Annotated in this window: 17 protein-coding genes and 1 riboswitch; of the genes, 7 read left to right on the forward strand and 10 right to left on the reverse strand. The window is 65.1% G+C overall.

Features of this window, described 5'->3' with window-relative positions; genetic code table 11:
- Positions 1–264: 264 nt before the first annotated feature.
- On the forward strand, positions 265–444 hold the full coding sequence (locus tag E3T43_RS02520; protein ID WP_134471203.1) for a hypothetical protein: 180 nt from the start codon (positions 265–267) through the stop codon (positions 442–444).
- Positions 445–605: 161 nt separating this feature from the next.
- Here E3T43_RS02520 and moeB read toward each other — a convergent pair whose 3' ends face one another.
- Genes moeB through thiO form a run of 4 tightly spaced genes read right to left on the reverse strand, consistent with a single transcriptional unit; the run spans position 606 to position 4,088 of the window.
- The gene (gene moeB, locus E3T43_RS02525; RefSeq protein WP_134471204.1) at positions 606–1,778 is read right to left on the reverse strand and encodes a molybdopterin-synthase adenylyltransferase MoeB; all 1,173 of its coding nucleotides are present in this window, start codon (positions 1,776–1,778) and stop codon (positions 606–608) included.
- A complete protein-coding gene (locus E3T43_RS02530; RefSeq protein ID WP_304466175.1) occupies positions 1,775–2,566 on the reverse strand; it encodes a thiazole synthase in 792 nt (263 codons plus the stop codon). The genes moeB and E3T43_RS02530 overlap by 4 nt, the downstream gene beginning before the upstream one ends.
- A 2-nt stretch (positions 2,567–2,568) precedes the next feature.
- Complete coding sequence (thiS, locus tag E3T43_RS02535; protein ID WP_241978768.1) at positions 2,569–2,838, reverse strand: sulfur carrier protein ThiS; 270 nt, start codon at positions 2,836–2,838, stop codon at positions 2,569–2,571.
- A complete protein-coding gene (thiO, locus tag E3T43_RS02540; protein ID WP_134471205.1) occupies positions 2,835–4,088 on the reverse strand; it encodes a glycine oxidase ThiO in 1,254 nt (417 codons plus the stop codon). Before thiO ends, thiS begins: the two co-directional genes overlap by 4 nt.
- A gap of 61 nt (positions 4,089–4,149) precedes the next feature.
- Here thiO and thiE point away from each other — a divergent pair, with 61 nt between their 5' ends.
- On the forward strand, positions 4,150–4,794 hold the full coding sequence (gene thiE, locus E3T43_RS02545; RefSeq protein WP_134471206.1) for a thiamine phosphate synthase: 645 nt from the start codon (positions 4,150–4,152) through the stop codon (positions 4,792–4,794).
- 34 nt (positions 4,795–4,828) lie between these two features.
- Here thiE and E3T43_RS02550 read toward each other — a convergent pair whose 3' ends face one another.
- From E3T43_RS02550 to E3T43_RS02575, 6 genes are all read right to left on the reverse strand, one after another.
- Positions 4,829–6,370, reverse strand: a complete 1,542-nt coding sequence (locus E3T43_RS02550; protein ID WP_166791212.1) for a bifunctional hydroxymethylpyrimidine kinase/phosphomethylpyrimidine kinase — start codon at positions 6,368–6,370, stop codon at positions 4,829–4,831.
- Positions 6,353–6,452: riboswitch (TPP riboswitch) on the reverse strand. It overlaps the preceding gene by 18 nt.
- Positions 6,453–6,524: 72 nt before the next feature.
- Positions 6,525–7,967, reverse strand: coding sequence for a dihydrolipoamide acetyltransferase family protein (locus E3T43_RS02555; protein WP_134471208.1), 1,443 nt, complete (start codon positions 7,965–7,967; stop codon positions 6,525–6,527).
- A complete protein-coding gene (locus E3T43_RS02560) occupies positions 7,967–8,986 on the reverse strand; it encodes an alpha-ketoacid dehydrogenase subunit beta (RefSeq protein WP_134471209.1) in 1,020 nt (339 codons plus the stop codon). Before E3T43_RS02560 ends, E3T43_RS02555 begins: the two co-directional genes overlap by 1 nt.
- On the reverse strand, positions 8,983–10,125 hold the full coding sequence (pdhA, locus tag E3T43_RS02565; RefSeq protein WP_134471210.1) for a pyruvate dehydrogenase (acetyl-transferring) E1 component subunit alpha: 1,143 nt from the start codon (positions 10,123–10,125) through the stop codon (positions 8,983–8,985). Before pdhA ends, E3T43_RS02560 begins: the two co-directional genes overlap by 4 nt.
- Before the next feature lie 109 nt (positions 10,126–10,234).
- Positions 10,235–10,723, reverse strand: a complete 489-nt coding sequence (locus E3T43_RS02570) for an Lrp/AsnC family transcriptional regulator (RefSeq protein ID WP_134441245.1) — start codon at positions 10,721–10,723, stop codon at positions 10,235–10,237.
- A gap of 7 nt (positions 10,724–10,730) precedes the next feature.
- The gene (locus E3T43_RS02575; protein ID WP_241978769.1) at positions 10,731–11,549 is read right to left on the reverse strand and encodes an oxygenase MpaB family protein; all 819 of its coding nucleotides are present in this window, start codon (positions 11,547–11,549) and stop codon (positions 10,731–10,733) included.
- Positions 11,550–11,743: 194 nt separating this feature from the next.
- Between E3T43_RS02575 and E3T43_RS02580 the strand changes: the two genes are divergently transcribed.
- The 5 genes from E3T43_RS02580 to E3T43_RS02605 all read left to right on the forward strand — a co-directional run bounded on the left by E3T43_RS02580 (position 11,744) and on the right by E3T43_RS02605 (position 16,744).
- Entirely contained in the window at positions 11,744–12,304 is a 561-nt protein-coding gene (locus tag E3T43_RS02580) for a YceI family protein (RefSeq protein ID WP_134471211.1), read from the forward strand.
- Positions 12,305–12,410: 106 nt separating this feature from the next.
- On the forward strand, positions 12,411–12,665 hold the full coding sequence (locus tag E3T43_RS02585; protein WP_166791213.1) for a ribbon-helix-helix domain-containing protein: 255 nt from the start codon (positions 12,411–12,413) through the stop codon (positions 12,663–12,665).
- 612 nt (positions 12,666–13,277) lie between these two features.
- Positions 13,278–14,312 carry a nitronate monooxygenase family protein gene (locus tag E3T43_RS02595; RefSeq protein ID WP_134471213.1) on the forward strand — a complete coding sequence of 345 codons (1,035 nt, stop codon included), beginning with the start codon at positions 13,278–13,280 and terminating at the stop codon, positions 14,310–14,312.
- A 228-nt stretch (positions 14,313–14,540) separates the two neighbouring features.
- The gene (locus tag E3T43_RS02600; RefSeq protein ID WP_134471292.1) at positions 14,541–15,989 is read left to right on the forward strand and encodes an amino acid ABC transporter substrate-binding protein/permease; all 1,449 of its coding nucleotides are present in this window, start codon (positions 14,541–14,543) and stop codon (positions 15,987–15,989) included.
- On the forward strand, positions 15,986–16,744 hold the full coding sequence (locus tag E3T43_RS02605) for an amino acid ABC transporter ATP-binding protein (protein ID WP_092449153.1): 759 nt from the start codon (positions 15,986–15,988) through the stop codon (positions 16,742–16,744). Before E3T43_RS02600 ends, E3T43_RS02605 begins: the two co-directional genes overlap by 4 nt.
- The last annotated feature ends 46 nt before the right edge of the window (positions 16,745–16,790 follow it).

Below are 16,790 nucleotides of genomic sequence, written 5' to 3' on the forward strand. Positions count from 1 at the left end.
CTTCAGCACCGCACCAGCTCGGCGCCCGCTCGGCGCCCGCGCAGCGCCGTCAGCACCGTCGCCCCGACCGGTGCCCGCGCGCCGATGGCAGCGACGCGGCGTCCAGACCGGGCCGGTGCGCGCCGCGGCATCCGGGTAACTGAGGTTTTGTCGCAGCACGGGACCTTTGGCACTGTTTCGGGGCCGGGGCGCGGAGCAGACTAAGGGCGTGCAGCCGACAACAACACCTGGCGTGCAGCCGACAACAATACCTCTGGAGATCGCATGACCATGACTTGCCCCTTCTGTCGGTCCCCAGCCCGGCTCAGCCCGAATCCGGCCCACGCCGAGCGCACCTCGCTCCCGGTCTACCTGCTCAAATGCTCGGGATGCGACCACACCAGTGTGCGCGTCTCTCCGGATCTTGGCGCGTTCGCGTTCCGCGCCGCCTCGGTCAGCGCCTGAGGTTCTGACTCTCGCTGGGAACCCGATCCTCAGCGAAAGCAGCCGCACGCTGCCCCAAATCGTGCCTTCCCGGCCCCTACACCGGCGAGTGGCAAAGAAAACACCTTCGCATCCCCCTGCGAAGGTGTTTTCTTTGTGTTCGACCGCCCCGGTGGCTTCGTTCAGGTCGGCAGTACCGTCGCGATCTCCCGCACCCACGCGTCGATACCACCCTCGACCTGCCACACCCGGTCGTAGCCATGGCTATGCAGCTTGGCCAGAACGGCAGCCGAGCGGGCACCCGCCTTGCAGTGCACCACGATATCGCGGTCCCGCGAGAGAGATGAAAGTGCCTCCCCCGAGAGGATTCCGCCCTGCGGAATGAGCAGCGCCCCGGCAATATGCACGATGTCGAATTCCCCGGGTTCCCGCACGTCAATGAGGTCGAAGTCACGCGCGCCGCGCTTCCGGCTGTCGAGCATAGCCGCGAGTTCGTGCACGGAGATCGCGTCGTCAACTTGGTTCGATGCGGGCAATGTTTCGCAGAATACGTCGTAATCGATCAACTCGGTGACTGGTTTATTGGCGGGGTCGCGTGCAATGGCGAGTTCGCGCCACGACGCGTCAAACGCGTTGAAGAGCACGACCCGGCCCAGAAGCGTGCGGCCGACTCCGGTGATCAATTTCACGGCTTCGGCGACCATCGTTGAGCCGATCGTTCCGCAGAGCATCCCGAACACTCCGCCTTCTGCGCAGTTGGGCACGGAGCCCGCCGGTGGGGCTTCTGGATACAGGTCGCGGTAGGTGGGGCCGTGCTCATTCCAGAACACGCTGACCTGCCCGTCGAAACGCAGGATGGATCCCCAGACACAGGGCTTGCCGAGCATCGAGGCGGCATCACTGACCAGATAGCGAGTGGCGAAATTATCGGCACCGTCAACGATCAGGTCGTACTGGGCGAATAAGTCCAGAGCGTTCGCCGAGTCAAGCCAAACATCGTGCCGGTGAATCGACACGAGTGGGTTGAGCTGGGCTACCGCTGCGGCAGCGGACTCAAGTTTCGAGTGACCGAGGTCTGCAACGCCGTGGATAATCTGACGCTGCAGGTTGCTCAGGTCCACGGTGTCATTGTCGATAACACCCAGGGTGCCCACCCCCGCAGCCGCCAGGTAGAGCAGTACTGGCGAACCGAGACCGCCGGCGCCAATCACCAGCACCCGCGCATTCTTCAGCCGTCGTTGGCCGACAATACCCATCTCGGGAATGAGAATGTGGCGCGAGTACCGCTGGAGTTCCGCGGCAGTTAGCTCGTCGCCCGGTTCGACGAGCGGTGCTAAGAGTGTCACGTCACTCATAGGTCGGGCCTCCCGTTCATCGTCGATGAAGCCAAGGCGAGTTCACGCTTCGGAATCCGGCCAGCCTGGGACGCCAGCCGACCCGCAATTACCGCATGTTTGAAGGCTTCGCCCATGAGTGCCGGGTTCTGCGCGCGCGTCACCGCCGTGGCCAGGAGCACGGCATCGCAGCCCAGCTCCATCGCGAGCGCAGCGTCGGATGCGGTGCCGATTCCAGCATCCAGCACCACGGGAACGCCGGCACGAGAAACGATCAGCTCGATATTATGCGGATTGAGGATGCCGAGCCCGGTGCCGATCGGAGCCCCCAGTGGCATCACGGCGACGGCACCGAGATGCTCAAGGCGAAGGGCCAGCACGGGATCGTCATTGGTGTAGGCGAAAACCTTGAAGCCGCGCGCGACAAGCTGTTCGGTCGCGTCCAGCAGTTCGACCGCATCGGGAAGGAGGGTGTGCTCATCGGCGATGACCTCGAGTTTGATCCAGTCCGTCTCGAGGGCTTCCCGCGCCAGCTGCGCGGTCAAGACGGCTTCGCGCGCGGTAAAGCAGCCAGCGGTATTGGGCAGTACCCGAATAGAGCGATCGACCAGAAGATCGAACAGCGATCCGGCCGTCGTCACGCTGTGACGCCGCATTGCGACGGTGGTGAGCTCGGTTCCGGAGGCGTGAAGGGCCGCGCCGAGCCCCTCGAGGCTCGGTGCGCCGCCGGTACCCATAATTAGACGTGAATTCAACTGCACGCCGTCGATCACCAGGCTGTCAGTGATTGTGAGTTGTTCGGTTTCCACGGTCAACCTCCCTGAACTGCGGTGACAAGTTCAATGTCATCGCCGGCCGTGAGCACGGTGCCCGACCATTGGCTGCGTGGAACGACTTCACGGTTGCGTGCAACTGCCACGCCGAGACGTTGGTTGTCGGTCGCACGGCCATCCGCTGCGATGTGGCGACCGGTGATCTCGGCGACCAGGTCGGTCACGGTGCTGCCGCGCCGAACAAGTCGTTCTGTGCCGTTGACGGTGATCGCGCTGGCGGGTATATCGATGGGCCTGGATTCGGTCACGAGCTGACAACTCCTTGTAGGGAAACGGATGCTGACGGTCGGGTTGGAGAGAAACGGTGCGGCCGAAAGCGCTCCCACCGCTGGTCGGCACTTCCCTCGATGAGCTGAAGACAGTATTGGGCAGCTACCGGGGTGAGCAGTACGCCGTGGCGGAAAAATCCGGTGGCGATGATAAGCCCGGGGATGTCGTTGCCTGGTGTTGCCCCACCGGTTCGCGAGACCCGGCCAAGCAGTGGCGCGTTATCGGGCGTTCCTGGACGAACGCGAGCGGTTACTTCGATCAGCTCGAGCTCACTGACCGCCGGCAGCAACACCTGGGCGTCACGCAATAGTTGATAGACGCCACCAGCCGACACCGCAGTGGAGCCGTCTTCGCGTTGGGTGGCTCCGATCACGACCGTTCCGTCCGATCGTGGAACCAGATAGACCGGCACGCCGTGCACCAGCCCGCGGAGCGTGCAGGTGAGCAACGGCCGAAGGTGCGCCGGCACCCGAAGTCGCAGAATATCGCCGTAAACCGGTCGAAGTGGCAGGGTCAGTCGCTCTGGTAGCCCGTTCAACCCGGCCGCAGCGAGGCCATTGGCCACAACTACTTCGGCGGCACTGACCGTTCCGCCATCAGCCAGGGCGACACCGGTGACGCGAGATGAGGCATCCGCGGAATCGTCGTGCAGTAGCCCCATGGCATTCACCCGGATCAGGGCGTCGTGGCCCCACCGGCCGCTTTTCGCCAGCGTGGCAAGTGCGAGTTGGATGCGCTCGGCGAGCCGGCGCGGGTCGACCTGATGATCCTGCTCCACCATGAAGGCACCGGAAACGTGAGGGCTCAGCAGCGGTTCAAGCACGCGCGCCGCGCGAATGGTCAGCGGGTCGACGGCTAGCCCGTTGGCGAGCTGCACCCCGCGCAGGTCGGCCAGCGCTTGCCGGTCGGCCGAATCAGCGCCAACAGTCATGGTGTGAGTTCTCTGATACCCGGTGAGGTGATGATCGGGCCCCAGTGATTCGATGAACGCCGGATACAGCGCCGAGGAGGCGAGCATGAGCTCGAGCAACACCTCTTCTTGGTAGTGCAATTCGCTCACCGCCGCGAGCATTCCGGCCGCAGCGTACGTTGCGCCGCCGGCGGGGTCCGGATCGATGACGACCACCGTGCGGCCGGAGTGCGCAACAGCCCAGGCAATGCCGAGCCCGATAATGCCACCGCCGATCACGGCGACGTCGACCGTGCGGTTCACGACTCGTTCATTCATGGTGCGCACCGTTCCTCTGCGCTGGCAGGGACGCTCGAACTTGGCCCATAGGGTTGGTCGCATGGACCAGACAAAAGCCCGGCTGTATCTCTGCACCGATGCCCGGAAGGATCGTGGCGATTTCGCTGACTTCGTGGCGGCGGCGTTCGCTGGTGGGGTCGACATTATTCAGCTTCGCGACAAAAATATCGACGCCGCCGAGGAGCTCGAATATCTCCAAATTCTGCGCTCGGTTGCCGACCAGCACGCACGACTCTGGGCCGTCAACGATCGGGCGGATATTGCCAGCCTGGCGGGCGCTCCGGTATTTCATGTAGGCCAGACAGACCTGCCGGTGGCCTCCGCTCGCACCCTGCTCGGCCCGGCCGCCGTGATCGGCCTGTCCACACACAGCACCGAACACGTGGATGCAGCCCTGGCCGCGAACGATCTCAACTATTTTTGCGTCGGCCCAGTCTGGGCCACACCGACAAAACCCGGTCGAGCGGCGGTCGGAACGCAGCTTCTGCGTTACGCGGCCGCCCGCAGCGCAGCCACCGACAGCGAGCTGCCATGGTTTGCCATCGGCGGCATCGACCTCGGCAACATCAACCAGGTCGTCGATGCTGGCGCGACTCGAGTGGTTGTGGTGCGCGCGATCACCGACGCCAACGACCCGACGGATGCCGCGCAGCGACTTCTGGCCAGCCTGCCCGCGCTGGGCTGATACCGCACACAGTACCGAGTTTGGCGTGGTCATCTCAGGCCAACACAGAGTGCCGAGGGGCGTCGAAGAAGTCGAGCTCGAACCGTGACGAGGTGGCAAACGCCTGGCGCATCGCCGAGCGTTGCGCGTCAGAGGCCGTGGCCGCAGCGGCGTCGGTGAGCGCGATGACTTCCCTCGTGGCCGCGGCGAATTCTTCATCGGCATAGGTCTGGAGCCACGCGGCATATGGATGTACTGCTGTCTCGGTGCGCGCCAGAAAGTCGGTGTGCAGCCGCTCACCAACATCCGCATAGAGCCAAAAACAGGGCAACAGCGCCGCCAGAAGCACCGCATAGTTTCCGCCCTCAGCGAGCCCGAGCAAGTGATCCAGGTAGCCAGCCGTTACCGGGCCGGCCTCGGACGACACGTCCCGTTGCCCCAGCCAGTTTCTGTGCAATTCCAACTCAACGTCGCGGCACCGTCGTGCCGAATCGGCCAGAAATCGCTGTGCGTGCATGCTCGGCGCGATCTCACTGGCGCGCGCAAGAACGCGCGAGTAAGTGGCGAGGTAGAGCGCGTCCTGAGCGAGGTAATACGCAAAATCTCGCTCGGCCAGAACCCCAGTACCGAGATCCATAATGAACGGCAGATCGAAGATCTGCGTGCGAATCAGCTCGACATCGCGCCACAGTGTCGCACTGAACTTCACCGAATCAGCTGGTGTGGCCGACTCGGCCGACGCGCCTGCGAACAGCCGATGAAAGTGATGGATCGGGCCATGGCCCTGACCGACCTCGAGGTCGTCGGCATGGATCAGAGCATCCTGAAGCCAGTCTTTGACCTCGGCCAGAGACGCAGCCCAGTCCCCGGTTCGCGCCTGTACCGTGGCCATTGCCGAGGAGAGCGAGCATCCAGTGCCGTGGGTATTCTTGGTGGCGATGCGCGGCGAAGCAAACTCGACAACGCTCTGTGCCAGCAGCCCGTGGGTGTTGACCAGGGCGTCAGGGCAGAGGGCTTCGTCGAAATGACCCCCCTTCACCAACACGGTGACCCCGGTGCGGGCTGATAGTCGTTTGCCCTGCTCGATGGCCGCAGCCCAGTTTGCCGCTGTGGGTTCTGCGAGCAGAACGGCCAGCTCGGGAACGTTGGGTGTTACGAGATCGGCGAGGGGGATCAGATCACGCAGAGCCTGCTCCGCTTGGGGTTCGAGCAGCCGGTGACCACTCGTTGCCACCATCACCGGGTCGAGCACGACGAGCGGAGGACGGTGGGCATGGAGCCAGGAACGCACCTCGTGAATCACGTCGATTTCGGCGAGCATACCGATCTTCACGGCATCGATGGTCACGTCATCGCTCACGGCGTTCAATTGCTGGCGCAGAAACGCGACCGGCGGGGTGTGCACCGAGCGCACCCCGCGTGTGTTCTGCGCGACCAGAGCTGTTACTACTGCCATGCCGTACCCGCCGTTGGCCGCGATGCTTTTCAAATCGGCGTGGATGCCGGCACCGCCGGTCGGGTCGGTGCCGGCGATACTGAGAATCCGAGGCGTGGTGCGCGGCGTGATATTAGAGGTCTGATCAGTCATCCGTGACATTCCTTCGCTAGTGCTAACTAGACAGGTTCAACGGGTATTCATCTCAGCTCGCGCATTGTGCGGAGCACCCCGTGTCACTCAGCAGCCTATACGCCAACAAACATCACTCAGTTACCGATGCCAGAATCGTGGGCGTTCAGGACACGCCCCGAGCTCACAGGTCGGCGAGCAGGCTCACCGGGTTTTCAATGCAGCCGGCCACATAGGTGAGAAACCCGGCGGCGGTTCCGCCGTCGCAGACCCGATGGTCGAACACCATGGAGAGTTCTACGACGGTACGAACCGCGAGTGCGTGTTCGACCACCCACGGCCGCTCGATCATGCGCCCAATGCCGAGAATGGCCGCTTCGGGATGGTTGATAATCGCGGCCGAACCGTCGACGCCGAGCGATCCGAAGTTGTTGAGGGTGAAGGTTCCCCCGGTCAGCGCGCTCGGCGAGAAGGTGCCGTCGGGCGATTGCGCCACCAGCGCGGCGAGGGCATCGCGCAGCTGTCGCGTACTCATCGCGTGGGCACGGTGGATGACGGGAACCATCAGCCCGCGTGACGTCTGCGCCGCAATGCCGAGGTTGATGGCTCCGTACTGGAGAATCTCCTGGCTCGCGGTGTCGACCGAGGAATTGAGCACCGGATACCGGCGCAGCCCGGCCACCACGAAGCGCGCGATGAGCGCCGTCACGCTGAACCGCTCACCCGTCGCCGCGAGCAGCTGGTCCCGCGCGGCGAACAGGGCGGTCGCGTCGACGTCGAGCCAGATCGTCGCCTCGGGAATCTCCCGACGCGACGTGGTCAGCCGCTGCGACACGACTTTGCGCAGGCCGGTGATGGGAATGCGAATATCCGCACTCGCCGCGTCGACAGCGCTGGGCGGCGTCGCAACGTCGACATCGGCAGCCACATCGGCTGCCACATCGACAGCCACGGCCGGAGCGGTGAGCGCGCGAATGTGTTCCTCGACGTCGCTGCGCAGCACCAGACCGTCGTGCCCGCTCCCGGCCAGCGTGCTCGCGTCGAACCCGTTCTCGCGCGCCAGCCGGCGCACGATCGGAGACACGACGGGGGAGCGGCGGATCGGGTCGACCGTGCTGGACGAATCGATGGCCGCAGAAACGGATGCCGCCACCTCGGCGGGGCGCTCGGCCAGCGCAACAGCGACGGGCGGCGTCGATGCAGCCGGTGCAGCCGGTGCCGGGGCATCCGCTGCCCGCGGGCTGCCGAACCGCCCGGCGGCCACCTTGCGCGCCGGCCGGGTGCTTTCGGTCGTGCCGTAGCCGACCAGAACGGCTCCGGAGCCTTCGACCGCCACGACGGTCGCCGCGGCGACCGGAACGCCGACAACACCAGCTGAAGCGTCATCAGTCCCGTCGGTCACGGTCAGCAGCACCTGCCCGGCATGAATGACCTGGCCGGGCTCGCCGAACAGGCTTGCCACGACGCCGCCGTAGGGCGACGGCAGCTCCACGATCGACTTGGCCGATTCAACCTCGACCACGGCCTGGTCGATGGCGATCGTATCGCCGGGAGCGACCAGCCAGGCCACGATCTCGGCCTCGGTCAGTCCTTCACCGAGGTCGGGCAGCAGAAATTCGAGGCTCATCAGGACCACTCCCAGGTCGACAGCGCGGCGAGGATTCGGTCGGGGGTCGGCAAGAAATACTCCTCGAGCTTGGGTGACGGGTACGGAATGTCGAAGCCGGTGATGCGCAGAATGGGCGCGGCCAGGTAGAAGAAGTTGCGCTCCGTCAGGCGAGCGGCCACCTCAGCGCCGTAACCGCCGAACTGGGCGGCCTCGTGCACGATCGCGGCCCGGCCGGTCTTTCGAACGGATGCCCCCACCGTCTCGTCATCAAACGGCGACAGCGTGCGCAGGTCGATGACCTCGATCGAGAGCCCCTCAGCCGCGCCCTGTTCGGCCGTCGCGAGGGCGGTCTTCACGGTCGGACCGTAGGCGATGAGCGTGACATCGCTGCCCTCCCGTAGCACGACGGCCCGGTTCAGCGGCTCGGTCTGCACCGGCAGGGAAAGCTCCGCCTTGCTCCAGTAGCGACTCTTCGGCTCCATGAAAATCACCGGGTCGTCGCTCGCGATGGCGCCCCGCAGCATGGAATAGGCGTCGGCCGGGTTCGACGGGCTCACCACGGTCAGCCCGGGCGTCGCCGTCCAATACGCCTCGGAGGAGTCGGAGTGATGCTCGACGCCGCCGATATCGCCGGCGTAGGGAATGCGAATGACGATCGGCAGCGAAATCTTGCCGCGCGTACGGTTGCGCATCTTCGCCACGTGCGACACTATCTGCTGGAACGCTGGGTAGCTGAACGCGTCGAACTGCATCTCGACCACCGGGCGCAGGCCGTACATCGCCATGCCGATCGCCGTTCCGACGATGCCAGCCTCGGCCAGCGGCGAGTCACTCACCCGGGTCTCGCCGAATTCGGCGTATAAGCCGTCGGTGACCCGGAACACGCCGCCGAGCGGCCCGACGTCTTCGCCGAACAGCACGACCGTCGGATCGTCGACCATGGCGTCGCGAATGGCCGCGTTGAGGGCGGCGGCCATGGTCAGGTTTTCCGGAGCCCGCACAGCTGTTCCGGTCTCGAGGGTCTGCTGCGGGCTCATCGGGTGCTCTCTTCGTATTCACCAGCGGATGCTTCGGCGTCGCCGTCGAGTTCGGCCGCCAGAAAGGCGCGTTGCTCGGCCAGGGCGGAGCGGGGGGTGGCGTAGACGTGCTCGAACAGCTCGAGCGGATCGACCACCGCCTGCTCGGTCATACACTCGCGGGTCGTCGCTGCGAGCGCCTCCGCAGCCGCAGCGACGGAAGCGCGCTCTTCCTCGGACAACGCACCCTGGGCAATGAGGTACTTCTCCAGGCGTTCGATCGGGTCGCGGCTGCGCCACAGGTCGACGTCGGCGGTTTTGCGGTAGCGGGTGGGGTCATCCGAGTTAGTGTGCGCCTCGATGCGGTAGGTGAGGCCCTCGATCAGGGTCGGGCCGCCGCCGCTGCGGGCTCGGTCGACCGCCGCCGAGATGACCGCGAACATGGCCGCGACGTCGTTGCCGTCAACGTAGAAGCCGGGCATGCCGTAGCCGATCGCCTTGTCGGCGATGGTGCGGCAGGCCATCTGCTTGTCGAGGGGCACACTGATCGCGAACTGATTGTTCTGCACCACGAAGACGACGGGGGCCTGCCAGACTGCGGCAAAGTTGAACGCCTCGTGAGCGTCACCCTCGCTCGTGGCCCCGTCGCCGAGCAGGGTGAGCGCCACGGTGTCGTCACGCTTGAGCTTGGCCGCGGTCGCGAGGCCCACGGCGTGCAGTGCCTGGGTGGCGAGCGGGGTGGCCTGCGGGGCGATGCGATGCTGTTGATAGTCGTAACCGCTGTGCCAGTCGCCGCGGAACGAGGCGAGAATATCCTTCGGCTCGACGCCGCGGGTGAGCAGCGCGATGCTGTCCCGGTAGGTCGGAAACAGCCAGTCCTGCGGCGAGAGCGCGGCGACGGCGGCGATCTCGCAGGCTTCCTGGCCGAGCGCGGATGGGTAGGTGGCGAGGCGACCCTGCCGGGTGAGGGCGGTGACCTGCACGTCGAACCGGCGGGCCACGACCATCTGCCGGTAGAGGCCGACCAGTGTCTCCACCGGGGGAAGGACGAATCCGCCGCTCTCGGTGCCCGGAACGGCGTTCCCCGAATCATCGATCAACCGCAGGGGTGGGGGTGCCAGCACGGCCGTCAGCGGCGTGCTCTCGACATTGAGGCTCATGAGCCAATGGTGCGCCCTTTTCGCAGGCCTGGCCGCGCTTTTTCGCAGTTGTGAACGATTGGCCGATCATCCGCCAGACGGCGACCAATCGGCACGGTTGAGTCCTGAATCAGTGCCAGGCGTCCGGAGTCGTGCCGGGTGCATGCCCGATGATCTCGTCGAGAATGAGGTGGGACCGGGTCGAGATCACCCCCGGCATGGTGTGGATATCGCGCAGAATGGCCTGGCTGAGCTGCTCATGGTCGGGAGCGCTCACCGTGAGAATGATGTCGATGTCGCCGCTCACGGCCTGCGCCTTCTCCACGAACGGCAGTTCGGCGAGCTGCGCGGCAATTGCGCCCCAGGCGACGTCGCCGATTTTCACGACTACGAGCGCGGACACGTTGAGCCCGAGTGCCTTACGGTCGGTTTGGGCACCGAAGCCGGTGATCACGCCGTGGCTGATCAGCTTCTGCACCCGGGTGTGGGCGGCGGTGCGGGAGATGTGCACCTGCAGGGCCAGCTGGCGCATCGAGAGTCGACCGTCCCGGCTGAGCTCGGCGATAATCTGGCGATCGGTGCTGTCGAGTCCGGGGTGGGGAGTCTGGGGCTGCGTCATTGGACTCTCACACTACCGGCGCGGGCGCGGCCGCCGTGGATTCGCGCTGACCGGATTTGCGCAGCACGCGCAGATAGTGATTCTTGGGCCAGTGGCGCAGTGCCAGCGGCAGGCGGGGATAAATCAAGCGGATGCCGCCCAGCACGCGATCAAAGCGCCGCTCGTGCCGCTCGGTCCAGGGAAGTTCGAACAGCACGCGAACGTGGGGCGGCAGCAGTCCGGCGGTCATCAGCCGGGCCAGCGGCAGAGCGGCCCGATACCAGAACGGAGCCGACCGCGAGTGCAACAGCTCGTGCGCGACCGCGCGGGTGGCGGCATCCGTTGTCAGCAGCTGCAGCTGCTCGTTCCAATACCGGCGAAAGGCGGCGCGATCTGTCGGCCACAGTTCTAGCGGCACCTGCAGTGACGTGCCGAGCCGGGCGTATTCGCTATAGACGGTATCGGCCGTGTCGTCGCCCAGCGGGCCGTAGATCAAAGCGTGCAGGTGGGTGGCCGATTCATAGAGCGTTGCGGCAACCCAGAGCTGCAATTCGGGGGTGAACGCGTTGTACTCGGGGGTCGTGCCGACCGAATGCACGGGAACGTGCGCGTGATTGACCCGCGCGGCCATAGCAGCGGCCACGTCGGCCTCGCCGAAGACGGTGGCGTAGACGTAGCTGAGCGTACCGCTCAGCCGGGCGAGCGGCTTGGCGGCGAAATGGCTGTGGTCGGCCACGCCGTGCCCGATGGCCGGATTCGCCAGCTGCAGCAGGATGGCCCGGCCTCCGGCGGCGATCAGCAGGCCCTCACCCGCTACCCCCCGCATGCTTGGTGCGCGTGCGCTCACAGCAACCTCCCAATAAACACGCAGAACCTCGTGACAGGGTGAGCCTATTCGGTCGGCCTGAGTTTAGGTCCCGTCTGAACGCCCGAACAGGGGAAGATGAATACTTGTCTTCTGGGGAATATGTGCGTCTTCCATGCGCTTGCATGTATCCGAGGGCGACAATTCCTGGGCCCACACACTTGAGGAGAACTTCTATGAGCGAGACCACGATCACCAATATCCCGGGCTACAAGGCCGGAACCTGGACCATCGACAAGACCCACAGCTCCGTCAGCTTCAGCATTCGTCACATCGTCATCAGCAAGGTCAAGGGCACCTTCGATGACTTCGACGCCACCTTCGTGACCGGCGAGAACCCGCTCCAGACGAGCGTCACCGCCTCGGCCAAGGTCGTCTCGATCAACACCAACGAGCCGGGCCGCGACGGTCACCTGCGCACCGGAGACTTCTTCGACGCCGAGACGTACCCGACCATCGACTTCGCGTCGACCGGTGTGCGCGTCGTCAAGGGCGAGTATCTCGTCGACGGCAACATCACCATCAAGGGCGTCACCAAGCCGGCCACGTTCGAGCTCGAGTTCGGCGGCTTCGGCGGAGACCCCTACGGCAACTACAAGTTCGGTGCCACGGCCAAGACCGAGGTCAACCGTGAAGACTTCGGCCTCACCTACAACGCTGCCCTCGAAACCGGCGGAATGCTGCTCGGCGACAAGGTCACCATCACCCTGGAACTGCAGGCCGCGCTCAACGCGTAACCCGTAGCTTTTCGCGTTTCCACGAAGCGCCGTGCAGGGCCCCACTTCGGTGGGGCCCTGCCTCGTTAATCGTTTGGCCTTCCCGACAAGTGATGTATCTTTCATCGTGCTGAGAACGCAGATTTCCCTAACGGAAGGCGAGCGTCATGCCGTCGATGCGGAAGCCGCTCGCACGGGTAGGTCTGTGTCTGCACTCATTCGAGATGCTGTCGAGGCGCTCTACCGGTCGGAGCGTTCAAGCGAGGCAGATTTGCAGGCCATGCGCGCCTCCTTCGGGACGTGGAACGGTCGCGACGGCGACGGCGCGACCTGGGTTGACCGGGTACGCTCCGGCGACCGTCTGGGGCAGACCGCGTCGTGACCGTCCCCATGGACGCGTCGGTTTTTGATCGATTAACTCCGAGGCCACCAGGGTGCGGCCGATGTCCTCGAAACCGAGCGTGTTCTGGCACCCTGCACGCGAGTGAGATGACTCGCCTCGAAGTTTTGGCATCCGGTCAATGCCGAGGTCGCTGAAGCAGCGGGTGCATTGGGCCGACAGCGGCTACCCAGCCATCACACGATTGATGGTGCGGACCTAGCGATTGCTGCCACAGCGATTCGCTTTCAGGCCCGATTGCTCACACTCAACCTGCGACACTTTCCGATGGTTCAGAACCTGCAGCCTCCGTATTAGCCAGCGTCGAGTCAGAGCATCCATTCGGTCAGGCATCGGCGCAGCCCGGCGCAGTCCAGGTCGTGTCGGCCGAGATCCGTGTAGTCGGGCCGAGCTGACCAGGATTCAGGGGTCGGAAGTTGTCGTCTCGCGGGGCCGGGTCCGCGGCGCATGAGGTCTCGCCCAGCCGGTCGTCGGAAGGTGGCCGGCCGGGGCTAAGGTGCAAGGGTGCCCGAGAACGCGTCGAGCACACGAAAACAGTCGAGAGAATGCAACTCCAGTCGATAGAGGTGCACTCTAGCTAGTCGAGGAGATCCCGTGTTCACCCTAAATGACCTAGCGATTCCGATCATCGCGGCGCCGATGGCCGGCGGCGCCTCGACGCCGAACCTGGTCGTCGCCGTGAGCGACGCGGGGGGCCTCGGCTTTCTGGCTGGCGGGTACAAAACTCCTGAGGCGCTGGCCGAGCAGATTCGCACCGTGCAGCAGCGAACCGAGCACGCCTTCGGTGTCAACCTGTTTGTTCCGCAGTTGCCCCTGAGCGACCGCGCCGCCGTCGAGGCCTACCGCGACGCGCTGGCCCGCGAGAACCCCAGCGCTGTGTTCGCCGAAATTGACGAGACCGACGACGACTGGTTTTCCGAGAAGGTGGACGTCGTCATCGCGCACAAGGTTCCGGTGGTCTCGTTCACCTTCGGCCTGCCTCCGATAGACGCCGTCGAGCGGATGCACACGGCCGGGTCGTTCCTGATCGCCACGGTCACCTCGGTGCCCGAAGCCCGTCAGGCGGTTGACCGCGGCGTCGATGCACTCTGCGTGCAGGGGCCGGAGGCCGGCGGGCACCGGGGGACCTTCGCCACGCGGGACGAACCGGGCACCCTGGCTCTGGGGGAGCTGTTGATCGCGATTCGCGAGGTGGTGACGCTGCCGCTGATCGTGGCGGGCGGCATCCACTCTGGCGGGCAGATCGCCTCGTTGCTGGCTGCCGGAGCCGAAGCTGTGCAGCTCGGAACCGCCCTGCTGCGCACCGACGAGTCCGGTGCGAACCCGGCCCACCAGGACGCCCTCGTCGACCCGCGGTTCACCGAGACCGTCATAACCTGGGCATTCTCCGGCCGCCCGGCCCGCGGCTTGCGCAACGCCTTCATCACCGCCCACGACGCGAACGTGCCGCACGAGTATCCGCAGGTGCATCACCTCACCAAGACTGTGCGAGCGGATGCCGCCCGCCGCGGCGACCCGCACGGCCTCGCCCTCTGGGCCGGTACCGGCTTTCGGGAAGCGGGCACCGGCTCGGCCGCGACCGTGCTCGCTGCGTTGTGGGCCGACACGCACGCTGCCGTCGTCTCGTAGCAGGTCGTCGCGTAGCTTTTACGTGTCCTGACGGTGCCGAGGAGCTGGAGCCGGTCGGCTCCGGCACGGTCGAGAACCGTGCGGCGGCCCCCAAGGTAGGCTTTATCGACAGGGTGAGCGGCAGCCGCTCCCCGATGGATCAGCGTCGATCGGCGCCTCTGACCCTGGGGCCGCCAGGCCAATGTAGATCGCACAACAAGAAATGGTTCTCCTTTGCGCAAAATAACTATGTCCCGGGCGGGCAAGCTCACGGTCGCCGTCACGGCACTGCTGGCCCTCGCCGGCGGATTCCTCGGCGTCAGCGCCGCGGCCGCGAGTCAGCCACAGGCCGCTACCGCCGGCGAAAACTACGTCATCGGCACCGACACCACCTTCGCGCCGTTCGAGTACCGCGAGAACGGTGAACTCACCGGCATCGACATGGACCTGATTCGCGACATCGCGAAGAACCAGGGGTTCACGGTCGAGATTAAGTCGCTCGGCTTCGACGCTGCGCTGCAGGCGCTGCAGTCCAATCAGGTCGACGGCGTCATCGCCGGCATGTCGATCACCGACGAGCGCGAGCTCATCTTCGACTTCTCCGACCCGTACTTCGACTCCGGCGTGCAGATGGCCGTCGCCGAGGACAACACCGAGATCACCGGATACGCCGACCTGGCCGGCGAAACGGTCGTCGCCAAGCGTGGCAGCGAGGGCGAAACCTTCGCCAACTCGATCAAGGACGAGTACGACTTCACGGTCAAGGCACTCGCCGACTCGGCCACCATGTATGACGACGTCAAGGCCGGCAACTCCGTCGCGGTGTTCGACGACTATCCCGTGCTGGCCTACGGCATCAACCAGAACAACGGGCTCAAGTCCGTCACCGAGAAGGAACAGGGCAGCTCCTACGGTTTCGCCGTCAATAAGGGGCAGAACCCCGAGCTGCTCGCCGCGTTCAACACCGGCCTCGCCGAGTTGCAGGACAACGGCGACTACCAGGCCATTCTTGACACCTACCTGGAGCAGCCGGCACCCGCCGCGGCATCCGGTTTCTTCGGTCTGCTCAGCGACAGCATGCCGGCGCTGATGAAGGGCCTCGGGCTGACCCTGCTCGCAACCGGCCTGTCCATTTTGATCGCCCTCGTGCTCGGCGTGGTATTCGGCTTCTTCAAGGTCTCCGAGAGTCGCATTCTGCGCGGCATTGCGAGCGTCTACGTCAGCATCTTCCGCGGCACCCCGCTGCTCGTGCAGGCCTTCTTCTTCTACTTCGGCCTGCCCCAGCTCACCGGGCAGTCGATCGACGTGCTCACCGCCGGTGTGCTCACCCTGAGCCTGAACGCCGGCGCCTACATGACTGAGATCGTGCGCGGCGGCATCCAATCGGTCGACCCGGGTCAGACCGAAGCCGGTCGGAGCCTCGGCCTCGGCTACGTCACGACCATGCGCCGCGTCGTGCTGCCGCAGGCCGTGAAGATCATGACGCCGTCGTTCATCAACCAGTTCGTGATGACCCTGAAAGACACCTCGTTGCTCGCCGTGATCGGCTTCGCCGAGCTCACCTATCAGGGCCAGCAGATCTACGCCGCCAACTTTCGCACCGGTGAGACCCTGCTGATCGTCGCCGCGCTGTACTTCATCGTCATCAACCTGCTCACCATGCTCTCCAACAAGCTCGACAAGAGGTTCAACAAATGAGCACCAGCGCGAACAACACCGCAAGTGCCAGCAAAATTTCGGTACGTGGCCTGCGCAAGTCGTTCGGCTCCAACGAGGTGCTCAAGGGCCTCGACGTCGAGATCACCGAGGGCGAGGTCGTCTGCGTCATCGGCCCTTCGGGTTCGGGCAAGTCCACCTTTCTGCGTTGCCTGAACAAGCTCGACGAGCTCAGCGCCGGCACGGTCATCGTCGACGGCTTCAACCTCAGCGACAAAACCGTCGACCTGAACGAGGTTCGAGCGCACATCGGTATGGTCTTCCAGCACTTCAACCTGTTTCCGCACATGACGGTGCTGCAGAACATCATGCTCGCGCCGACCGAGTTGAAGAAGGAATCCAAAGCGGATGCCCGCGCCACCGCCCTGAAACTGCTCGAGCGGGTGGGCCTGTCCGACAAAGCGGATGCCCGCCCCGCGCAGCTCTCCGGCGGCCAGAAGCAGCGCGTCGCGATCGCCCGGTCCCTCGCGGTGAACCCCGACATTATGTTGTTCGACGAGGCCACGAGCGCCCTCGACCCCGAAATGGTGGGGGAGGTGCTGCAGGTCATCCGCGACCTCGCCGCCGAGGGCATGACCATGGTCGTCGTCACCCACGAGATGGGTTTCGCCCGCGAGGTCGCGGACCGGGTTATCTTCATGGCCGATGGCCTCATCGTCGAAGAGGGCACCCCGGCCGAGCTGTTCGGCAACCCGCAGCAGGAGCGCACCCAGGACTTCCTCTCCAAGGTGCTCTAACCGCGTGACCCAAAACGGATGTTCCGCGCGAGACCCGCGCGCGGCA

Source organism: Cryobacterium sp. Hh7, from assembly GCF_004403155.1.
Lineage (GTDB): Bacteria > Actinomycetota > Actinomycetes > Actinomycetales > Microbacteriaceae > Cryobacterium > Cryobacterium levicorallinum.

Coding starts and splice junctions, on each gene's coding strand:
- E3T43_RS02520 (WP_134471203.1), top strand. CDS start 265: ATGACCATGACTTGCCCCTTCTGTCGGTCCCCAGCCCGGCTCAGCCCG.
- moeB (WP_134471204.1), bottom strand. CDS start 1,778: ATGAGTGACGTGACACTCTTAGCACCGCTCGTCGAACCGGGCGACGAG.
- thiO (WP_134471205.1), bottom strand. CDS start 4,088: ATGAATGAACGAGTCGTGAACCGCACGGTCGACGTCGCCGTGATCGGC.
- thiE (WP_134471206.1), top strand. CDS start 4,150: ATGGACCAGACAAAAGCCCGGCTGTATCTCTGCACCGATGCCCGGAAG.
- E3T43_RS02550 (WP_166791212.1), bottom strand. CDS start 6,370: ATGTCACGGATGACTGATCAGACCTCTAATATCACGCCGCGCACCACG.
- E3T43_RS02555 (WP_134471208.1), bottom strand. CDS start 7,967: ATGAGCCTCGAATTTCTGCTGCCCGACCTCGGTGAAGGACTGACCGAG.
- E3T43_RS02560 (WP_134471209.1), bottom strand. CDS start 8,986: ATGAGCCCGCAGCAGACCCTCGAGACCGGAACAGCTGTGCGGGCTCCG.
- pdhA (WP_134471210.1), bottom strand. CDS start 10,125: ATGAGCCTCAATGTCGAGAGCACGCCGCTGACGGCCGTGCTGGCACCC.
- E3T43_RS02570 (WP_134441245.1), bottom strand. CDS start 10,723: ATGACGCAGCCCCAGACTCCCCACCCCGGACTCGACAGCACCGATCGC.
- E3T43_RS02580 (WP_134471211.1), top strand. CDS start 11,744: ATGAGCGAGACCACGATCACCAATATCCCGGGCTACAAGGCCGGAACC.
- E3T43_RS02600 (WP_134471292.1), top strand. CDS start 14,541: ATGTCCCGGGCGGGCAAGCTCACGGTCGCCGTCACGGCACTGCTGGCC.
- E3T43_RS02605 (WP_092449153.1), top strand. CDS start 15,986: ATGAGCACCAGCGCGAACAACACCGCAAGTGCCAGCAAAATTTCGGTA.